The 8301-nt window shown below is 61.3% G+C and carries 9 protein-coding genes; 5 read left to right on the forward strand and 4 right to left on the reverse strand.

The genetic code is table 11. From position 1 onward, the window contains the following. Nucleotides 1–26: 26 nt before the first annotated feature. Entirely contained in the window at nt 27–833 is an 807-nt protein-coding gene (locus KGB27_RS17510; RefSeq protein WP_192419003.1) for a TatD family hydrolase, read from the reverse strand. A gap of 235 nt (nt 834–1068) precedes the next feature. On the opposite strand from KGB27_RS17510, the gene KGB27_RS17515 reads away from it, so the two are divergent. The 3 genes from KGB27_RS17515 (at nt 1069) to KGB27_RS17525 (ending at nt 3586) form a co-directional block, all read left to right on the forward strand. Further along, a complete protein-coding gene (locus KGB27_RS17515; RefSeq protein ID WP_223555490.1) occupies nt 1069–2490 on the forward strand; it encodes a transglycosylase SLT domain-containing protein in 1422 nt (473 codons plus the stop codon). A 105-nt stretch (nt 2491–2595) separates the two neighbouring features. Further along, on the forward strand, nt 2596–3030 hold the full coding sequence (locus KGB27_RS17520) for a DoxX family protein (protein WP_008031879.1): 435 nt from the start codon (nt 2596–2598) through the stop codon (nt 3028–3030). A 247-nt stretch (nt 3031–3277) separates the two neighbouring features. Next, nucleotides 3278–3586, forward strand: coding sequence for a class I SAM-dependent methyltransferase (locus KGB27_RS17525; protein ID WP_223437624.1), 309 nt, complete (start codon nt 3278–3280; stop codon nt 3584–3586). Nucleotides 3587–3589: 3 nt separating this feature from the next. On the opposite strand, the gene greB is transcribed toward KGB27_RS17525, so the two are convergent. From greB to KGB27_RS17540, 3 genes are read right to left on the reverse strand one after another with little or no spacing between them, the layout of a single operon-like run. Next, entirely contained in the window at nt 3590–4087 is a 498-nt protein-coding gene (gene greB / locus KGB27_RS17530) for a transcription elongation factor GreB (protein WP_008031876.1), read from the reverse strand. Nucleotides 4088–4121: 34 nt separating this feature from the next. Then, nucleotides 4122–6626 carry an ABC transporter permease gene (locus tag KGB27_RS17535; RefSeq protein WP_223555493.1) on the reverse strand — a complete coding sequence of 835 codons (2505 nt, stop codon included), beginning with the start codon at nt 6624–6626 and terminating at the stop codon, nt 4122–4124. Then, nucleotides 6626–7309 carry an ABC transporter ATP-binding protein gene (locus KGB27_RS17540; protein WP_008041184.1) on the reverse strand — a complete coding sequence of 228 codons (684 nt, stop codon included), beginning with the start codon at nt 7307–7309 and terminating at the stop codon, nt 6626–6628. The genes KGB27_RS17535 and KGB27_RS17540 overlap by 1 nt, the downstream gene beginning before the upstream one ends. A gap of 10 nt (nt 7310–7319) precedes the next feature. On the opposite strand from KGB27_RS17540, the gene KGB27_RS17545 reads away from it, so the two are divergent. Further along, nucleotides 7320–7925: an arylesterase gene (locus KGB27_RS17545; RefSeq protein WP_008041183.1), complete on the forward strand. Its 606-nt coding sequence runs from the start codon at nt 7320–7322 to the stop codon at nt 7923–7925. A gap of 56 nt (nt 7926–7981) precedes the next feature. Then, entirely contained in the window at nt 7982–8275 is a 294-nt protein-coding gene (locus KGB27_RS17550) for a hypothetical protein (RefSeq protein ID WP_003226812.1), read from the forward strand. Nucleotides 8276–8301 lie beyond the last annotated feature (26 nt).

Genomic DNA, 8301 nt, shown 5'->3' on the forward strand with positions numbered 1-8301 from the left:
GGCTCGCTCCTACAGTTGATTGCGTTTCAGTCGATCACTGGCAGTCCGTAAAAGGCCCGCGCACAGGCGGTGCTGTGGGCCGCCAGCTCTTCCTCGCTTTCCCCGCGATGCAACGCCACTTCCCGCAACACTTCAGTCAGGTACGCCGGTTCGTTGCGACCATTTTTCGGCTTTGGCCGCAAGCTGCGCGGCAGCAGATACGGTGCATCGCTCTCCAGCATCAACCGCCCGCGTTTGATTTCTTTCACCAACGGATGCAAATGCGTGCCCCGACGCTCGTCGCAGATCCAGCCGGTGATGCCGATGTGCAAGTCCAGGTCGAGGTAGCTGAACAGCGCCTTCTTTTCGCCGGTGAAGCAATGCACCACGGCGGCCGGCAATTGGTCGCGGTAATCGCGCAGGATTTCCAGCAAGCGCTGACTGGCATCACGTTCGTGGAGAAACACCGGCAGTTGCAGATCGACCGCCATCGCCAAGTGTTCTTCGAGGACTTTTTCCTGTTGCGGACGCGGCGAGAAATCGCGATTGAAATCCAGCCCGCATTCACCCACCGCCACTACGTTCGGCTCTTTGAGCAAACTGCGCAGACGCTGGGCGCTGTCGGCGTTCCAGTCGCTGGCTGCGTGAGGGTGAATGCCGGCGGTGGCGAACAGCCGTTGCGCCGTTTCATCCAATTGCCGGCACAGCTCCAGCGCCTGTTCGCTGCCTTCGACATTGGTGCCGGTGAGCACCAATTGGCAGACTCCGGCGGCATAGGCGCGGTCGAGTACAGCCTGGTGTTTGTCGGCAAAACTGGGGTTGGTCAGGTTGACGCCGATATCGATGAGTTGCATGGTGCTACCTCGGACCAAAGGCCGGAAAGCATATCAGAGCTGTAGATTTATAAGAAAAGCCAAGAACTACAACGAGTTAAAGCTGTCTTTTGATGCCGCGAGACAAGCTGGGGTGGTCAGCATGCCATCACTGTGCCAGTCTTTCGCACTTTGCCAGCGCTCAAGGCGCTCTGTTTCTGTCGTTCGATTTCAAACATTTTTTTGAAATTGGCCCAGTATTCTTTCCGGAGAGTGGATGACACGTCCCTCGATTTTGTTACTGCTGTGTGGTTCGTTGCTGCTGCCGATGCCGGCGGTTGCGCGGCTGGCCGGCCCGCTGCAAGCCGTGCCGGCGGCCCAGGTGCGTGACCTGCAGGAAATCCGCAGCAGCCGTGTGCTGAAGGTGCTGGTCAACCAGAGCCGCAACAGCTCCGGCGAAGTCCAGGGCCAGGCCATCGGCGTCGAATACCATCGCTTGCGTGCCTTCGAGCAATACCTCAATGGTCATGCCCGTGACGGTCAGGAAGTGACGCTCAAGATCATTCCCAAAGCCAAGGATCAACTGCTCGGCGCGTTGCAGCGCGGGGAGGGGGATCTGGTTGCACCGGGTGAGTTGCTCGATCTGCAACCGGGCTACGCCGTCAGCACCAGCGAACCGATTTCCAGCGACATTCCTCTGGTCCTGGTCGGAATCAAGGGCGAGAAACGCTACACCCGCCTCGAACAACTGTCCGGTAAAACCCTGGCACTACCCACCGGCAGCGCCGCCGGGGAGGCGATCAGTCAGATCAATCAAAAGCTTGCCTTGCACAAGCTGGCACCGGTGAAGATCGAGTGGGTCGATCCGAGCCTGGCGGTCGAAGACGTGCTGGAAATGGTTCAGGGCGGGATTTTTCACCTGACCATCGTCGAGCAGCCGATTGCCGAACGCTGGGGCAAGATCCTGCCCAAGTTGCGTTTCGATCGGCAGGTGCTGATCAGCGAGCCGGGGGAAGAATTCTGGTTCGTGCGTCGCGATGCCTCGATGCTGCGGGCGAGCATCGATCGCTTCCTGATCGGGTACAAAAAGCCTTCGGATCAGGACGCGGCGTTCCTGCGCATCTATCGACGTCTCTATCAAGTGCATTACCCACTGGCCAAGACTGATCGCCAGCGCCTGGAAAAACTCAGACCGGTATTGCAGAAACACGCCGATGCCCAAGGCATGGATTGGTTGAATCTAGCGGCATTGGCCTTCAAGGAGTCCGCGTTGCAACCCCGCGCACGAAGCGGCGGTGGCCCCACTGGCCTGATGCAGATCACTCCGTCCGCGGCCCAGCGGGTAGGGGTCAACAACATTCAGGACCTCGATGCCAATGTGCAGGCCGGGGCCAAATACCTGGCGATGATCCGCCGCAAGTTTTTCGCCAGCCCCAAACTCAACGAGCGTGAGCGCATGGCGTTCGTTCTGGCGGCTTACAACATCGGGCCGGAGCGGGTTCAGGGCATGCGCGCCGAGGCGCGTCGGCGAGGCTTGAATCCCAATCAATGGTTCTTCCAGGTCGAGCGCATCGCCATGGAGCAGGTGGGAATGGGACCTGTCAGCTATGTTAATAGCGTGAACAAGTATTACTTGGCGTTCGATCGGGAGCGGGAGTCGTTGGAGCCCCAGGGGCAGAAAGTAGCCTTAAGGAAGTGATCGAATAAACTGATTGTTATGGCGAAAAATTTGCGCTTTTAGCATTTAATTTATTGATTAATATAGCGGCCAACCAACACACAAACACACAATGGATGACACAGCATGAGCTCACTGATCAACAAGGTACTGTTTACCCGCGCTGGCTACGGCCTGACTGTCCTGCGGATCTTCGTCGGCATCATCTTCGCTGCCCACGGTTCGCAGAAACTCTTCGGCGCTTTTGGCGGCTACGGCCTGGCGGGCACCGCGCAGTACATGGAAAGCATCGGCCTGGCACCGGGTTACCTGATGGCCACGTTGGCCGGTGGTACCGAGTTCTTCGCCGGTCTGGCCTTGATCATCGGCTTGCTGGTCCGCCCGGCGGCACTTGGCCTGACGTTCCTGTCGCTGGTCGCGATTTTCAGCGTGCATATCAGCAACGGTCTGTTCATGGCCAACAACGGTTATGAATTCGCCCTGGCCCTGCTGGGTGGCAGCATCGCGGTGCTGTTCGAAGGCGCCGGCAAGCTGTCGGTTGATCGCGCCATCGCTGGTTGATCGCTCTGGCTCAACGAAAAGGCCCGCATTGCGCGGGCCTTTTTTGTTGTGCGTCATTCTTGACACTGTCCGGTCAGCTTCTCTAGGATGCTGCCATGCGCCGATTTAAACAGCTACTTGCGGGGCGCCAGGTGACTCATTCAGTTGCCGATAGAAGCTTGAAACAGGCTTCGAAATACCGCTAAAGCGCTGGTTCGGTGTTGCCTCTCACCTGCCATGCAGACTTTTGAGGCAGAGACACGACACGATGAATGCACTAAACCCCGTTGTACGCCCCGCGCCGATCACGGCACATCTGACCCAGCGCAATCCAAAAATCCTGCTTGGCGGCAAACATCAGCCGACGCTCCTGCGTTACCTCGATGGTTGGCCACGTCGCACCGGTGGGCCCGCAGCTTTCCTGATCCAGTTTGTCGAAGACGGTGAGTCACTGGCGCGTTTTGCCAGCGACAGTTTCGACCTGGCGGTGATTCAGTCGCCCGCCCTTGAAGACGCGCCAGAGATGATCAAGCAACTAACGCGCGTCGCCCGGCAAGGGCTGATCACCCGCCGTTAAGGCTTATGGGTAATCAATCGCCACGATATACACGCACTGTTCGCCGGTAGGCGTCTGGACCCGAACTTCGGCGTCCAGTGCCTTGCCGATCAGGGCGCGTGCCAGCGGTGAGTCGATGCTGATCAGGCCCAGTTTCAAGTCCAGCTCATCCGGCCCGACGATGCGGTAGCGCGACTCTTTGCCGTCCTCGTCTTCGATGGTGACCCAGGCCCCGAAGTAGACTTTGTTCGGATCGCTGGGTTTTTCGCTGACCACCTTGAGCGCTTCCAGGCGCTTGGTGAGAAAGCGCACGCGACTGTCGATTTCGCGCAGCATCTTTTTGCCGTAGGTGTATTCGGCGTTCTCGGAGCGATCACCCTGCGCCGCGGCCTCGCTGACCGATTGCGTGACCTGCGGTCGGCGCACATGCCAGAGCTCATGGAACTCGGCCCGCATCCGCGCTTCACCTTCAGGGGTGATCAGCGCGGTGCCAGCGGTGCGGGGAGGGCGATAACGGCTCATGGCAACTTCTTGTGGTTGAGAAGAGTTGAGTCTATCAACCCTCGCGCAAGACTGTCAGGGGGCTGGCGTTCAAGGCACGTCGGGTGCCAAACACGCCGGCACCGCCGATCAGCAAGGCGCCGATCAGTGGCAACACCAACAGCCACGGATGCGGGTGCCACGGCAAGTCGAAGGCGTAACGGTAGAGCACCAGGCTTACCAGCTCCGAGCCCAGTGCCGCCAGCAACCCGCTGACCGCGCCAAGCAGGCCGAACTCGATCCGTCGGGCCTTGACCAGCAACTGGCGCTCGGCTCCCAGTGCCCGCAACAATGCGCCTTGGCGAATGCGTTCATCCAGCGTGGCTTGCAGGCCCGAGAACAACACCGCCATCCCCGCCGCCAACACAAACAACAGCACGTATTCCACTGCCAGGGTGACCTGGGCGAGGATGCTGCGCAGCTGCGCCAGCAAGGCTTCGACTTGCAGAATGGTCACCGCCGGGAAGGCGCGGGACAGGTCGACGATCTGCTGGTCGTGGCCCGCCGCCAGATAGAAACTGGTCAGGTAGGTCGCTGGCAGATCCTTCAATGTGCCGGGCTGGAAAATCATGAAGAAGTTCGGCTGGAAGTTGTCCCAGTTGATCTCCCGCAGGCTGGTGACCTTCGCTTCGCGATTGACCCCGCCGACAGTAAAGACCAAGTGATCGCCGAGCTTGAGCTTCAGGCTCTCGGCGACTTTGCCTTCCACCGACACGCCGGGAACGTCGTCCGGCGCCTGATCGCCCCACCAGTTGCCGGCGGTGAGATTGTTGCCGGCCGGCAGGTCTGCCGCCCAGGTGAGGCTGAGGTCGCGCTGAATCGCCCGATCACCGGCCGAGTCCTTGCTGACGATGTCCTGCACCGGTTCGCCATTGATGCTGATCAATCGCCCCGGCACCACCGGGTACAACGGCGCCGATTGTGCCGACAGTTCGATCAGGCGATCGGTGAATGCCTGTTTTTCCGCCGGCAGGATGTTCAGCGCGAAGTAATTCGGCGCGTTTTTCGGCAACTGGTTTTGCCAGGTGTCCAGTAATTCGCCGCGCAGCAAAGCGATCAGCGCCATGGACAGCAGGATCAGACCGAAGGCCAGCGATTGGCCGGCTGCTGCCAGTGGATGACGCAGCAATTGACCCAGGCCTAGACGCCACGGCAACGAAGCGCGCGCGAGCATCCGGCGCAGGCTCTTCAGTAGCAGCAACAGCAGGCCGCCCAGCACCAGCGCCGCGATCACGCCGCCGCCGAGCAGGGCGAAGGTCAGTACCAAATCCAGGCTCAGGCGCCACATGATCAGCCCGAGAGCGCCCAGTGCAGCGCCGTAGACCATCCAGGTGCTGGAAGGAATCGGCAGCATGTCGCGGCGCAATACCCGTAATGGCGGGACCCGCCCCAATGCAGCCAGTGGCGGCAAGGCAAAACCGGCCAGCGCTACCAGTCCGGTGCCGATCCCGGCGATGGCCGGAAGCAGGCCGCCCGGTGGAACATCGGTCGGCAACAAATCATGCAGCAGCGCGAACAGCCCGAGTTGCGCCAGCCAGCCGAGCAAGGCGCCGCTGATGCTGGCCAACAGTCCGAGAACCGTCAGCTGCAAACTGAACAGCACCATGGTTTCCCGACGGGACAGCCCGAGACAGCGCAAAAGTGCACTGGCATCGAAGCGGCGGGTGGCGAAGCGCGTCGCCGACAGCGCCACCGCGACGCCGGACAACAGCACCGCGACCAGACTCGCCATGTTCAAGTAGCGCTCGGCTTTGCCCAGTGCGCCGCCGATCTGCCGGTTGCCATCGCGGGCGTCTTGAATGCGTTGATTGGCGGCGAGGCCGGGTTTGATCAATTGACGGTAGGTTTCCAGCGCTTCGGCCTTGCCGCGCCAGAGTTCGCGGTAGCTGACGCGGCTGCCGGGCTGCACCACGCCGGTCGCCGCGAGATCGCTGAGGTTGATCAGCACCCGTGGCGTCAGGCTGTAGAAGTTGCCGGCACGATCCGGTTCATAGGTCAGGACGCGTGCCAGTTTCAGGGTGCGCATGCCGACGTCGATGCTGTCGCCGATCTTCAAGTCCAGCGCGGTCAGCAGTCGCGCTTCAACCCAGGCTTCGCCGGGTTTCGGTCCGCCTCCGGATTCTTCCGCAGCGAAGGGCGCGGCGGCACTTTTCAGCTCGCCGCGCAGTGGATAGGCGTCGTCGGCGGCTTTGATGCTGGACAGCTGAATGCCATTGTCGGTGGCGATTACGCTGGAGAACTCCACCACCTGCGCATGTTCGAGGCCCAGATCCGTGCCGCTTTTGATCTGTTCGGGTCGCGCCGGCGAACTGCCTTCGAGCAGCAGGTCGGCGCCGAGAAACTCGGTGGCGCGCAGCATCATGGCGCCATTCAGGCGGGCGCCGAAGTAACCGATGGCGGTACTCGCCGCCACCGCCACCAGCAAAGCGAAGAACAACACCCGCAACTCGCCGGCGCGGGCATCGCGCAGCAGTTGGCGGATGGCGAGACTGAACAGGCGCAACAGCGGCAGGCGTGCCATCAAGGCTCCAGAGGGGCGACCAGCAGGCCGGCTTCAAGGCGGATCAGGCGCCGGCAACGATGTGCCAGGCGTTCATCGTGGGTCACCAGCACCAGGGTCGTGCCGCGTTCCTTGTTCAGTTCGAACAACAGGTCGCTGATACGCTCACCGGTGTGGCTGTCGAGATTGCCGGTGGGTTCGTCGGCGAACAGCACATCGGGCTCGGCGGCAAACGCACGGGCAATCGCCACACGCTGCTGCTCGCCACCGGAGAGCTGGCGGGGCGAGTGGGTCAGGCGCTGGCCCAGACCGACCCGTTGCAGCAATTCGGTGGCGCGCTCACGGGCGTCTTTGCGGCCATCGAGCTCCAGCGGCAGCATGACGTTTTCCAGGGCGTTGAGGCTGTCGAGCAGCTGGAATGATTGAAAGACAAAACCGACGTGTTCGGCGCGAATGCGTGCGCGTTGGTCTTCATCGAGATTGCTCAGGCCCTGGCCTGCGAGGGTGACTTCACCGCTGCTCGGCAAGTCGAGGCCGGCGAGCAGGCCGAGGAGGGTGGATTTTCCCGAGCCGGACGCGCCAACGATGGCCAGGCTGTCGCCCTTGTTCAGTTCCAGGCTGAGTTCGTGCAGGATAGTCAGATCACCTTCCGCGCTGGGAACCACTTTGCTGAGGTCCTTCGCGGTGAGAATGCTTGCGCCCATGGAGAATCCGATGCGAGTGTGGTTTTTGAGTGCTGGCCTGGCCTTGATGTGCATGGCCCAGAACGCAGCGGCGGGTACTGTCCTGATCGTTGGCGATAGTATCAGCGCCGGTTTCGGACTGGATACCCGCGAGGGGTGGGTGTCGCTGCTTGAGCAACGGCTCAAGCGCGAAGGTTTCGACGATAAGGTGGTCAATGCGTCCATCAGCGGCGACACCAGCGCCGGAGGCCGGGCGCGCCTGCCTGCGCTGCTTGCAGAGCATAAACCGGAGTTGGTGATCCTCGAGTTGGGCGGCAATGACGGGCTGCGCGGAATGCTGCCAACACAATTGCAACAAAACCTTGCAGCGATGATCAACAGCTCCAAGGCCAGTGGTGCCAAAGTGCTGCTACTCGGCATGCAATTGCCACCCAACTACGGTGCGCGCTACAACAAGGTCTTCGCTGAGGCTTTCAGCAACGTCGCCGCCGAGAAAAAAATCCCGCTGGTGCCGTTTTTCCTCGAGGGCGTGGGCGGGCATCCTGAGCTGATGCAGTCAGACGGCCTGCACCCGGCTGCGGGCGCTCAGGACAAGTTGCTGGAAAATGTCTGGCCGACACTGAAACCGCTGCTTTGACGCTTTTCTAGCGGCGGTGTTTCGGCTAAGGTGGCGCCCCCGATTTGGAGCCCCCGATGCCGCGTCCCGCCTGGTCACTTTTTGCCTATCAACTGATCGAGCCTGACGAACAGCTGGATCTGTTCGCCTGCCAGGAAGTGCGGGTACATCTGGTGACCCGTCAGCTGGAGCTGGGCGGCTCGGCCGATCGCACCTTGTGCGGAAGTCTGCTGCCCGCGCAGCCGCGCTGGTCGAGCGTTGATCGACGGGTGTTCCAGGACCAGCGGCTGTGTTCGTTGTGCCGGGCCATTCTGGAGTCGCAAAAGCGCGGTACTTCGCCGATCTGGCCGGAGCTGCGGTTCGAGCTTTGATGGCTTGATGTGGGGTTGGGTTGGGT

The organism is Pseudomonas sp. BF-R-01 (genome assembly GCF_019946615.1).
Lineage (GTDB): Bacteria > Pseudomonadota > Gammaproteobacteria > Pseudomonadales > Pseudomonadaceae > Aquipseudomonas > Aquipseudomonas migulae.

Bases quoted from the DNA above. Each gene is read 5' to 3' on its own strand.
- KGB27_RS17510 (WP_192419003.1), bottom strand. From the start codon at position 833: ATGCAACTCATCGATATCGGCGTCAACCTGACCAACCCCAGTTTTGCC.
- KGB27_RS17515 (WP_223555490.1), top strand. From the start codon at position 1,069: ATGACACGTCCCTCGATTTTGTTACTGCTGTGTGGTTCGTTGCTGCTG.
- KGB27_RS17520 (WP_008031879.1), top strand. From the start codon at position 2,596: ATGAGCTCACTGATCAACAAGGTACTGTTTACCCGCGCTGGCTACGGC.
- KGB27_RS17525 (WP_223437624.1), top strand. From the start codon at position 3,278: ATGAATGCACTAAACCCCGTTGTACGCCCCGCGCCGATCACGGCACAT.
- greB (WP_008031876.1), bottom strand. From the start codon at position 4,087: ATGAGCCGTTATCGCCCTCCCCGCACCGCTGGCACCGCGCTGATCACC.
- KGB27_RS17535 (WP_223555493.1), bottom strand. From the start codon at position 6,626: ATGGCACGCCTGCCGCTGTTGCGCCTGTTCAGTCTCGCCATCCGCCAA.
- KGB27_RS17540 (WP_008041184.1), bottom strand. From the start codon at position 7,309: ATGGGCGCAAGCATTCTCACCGCGAAGGACCTCAGCAAAGTGGTTCCC.
- KGB27_RS17545 (WP_008041183.1), top strand. From the start codon at position 7,320: ATGCGAGTGTGGTTTTTGAGTGCTGGCCTGGCCTTGATGTGCATGGCC.
- KGB27_RS17550 (WP_003226812.1), top strand. From the start codon at position 7,982: ATGCCGCGTCCCGCCTGGTCACTTTTTGCCTATCAACTGATCGAGCCT.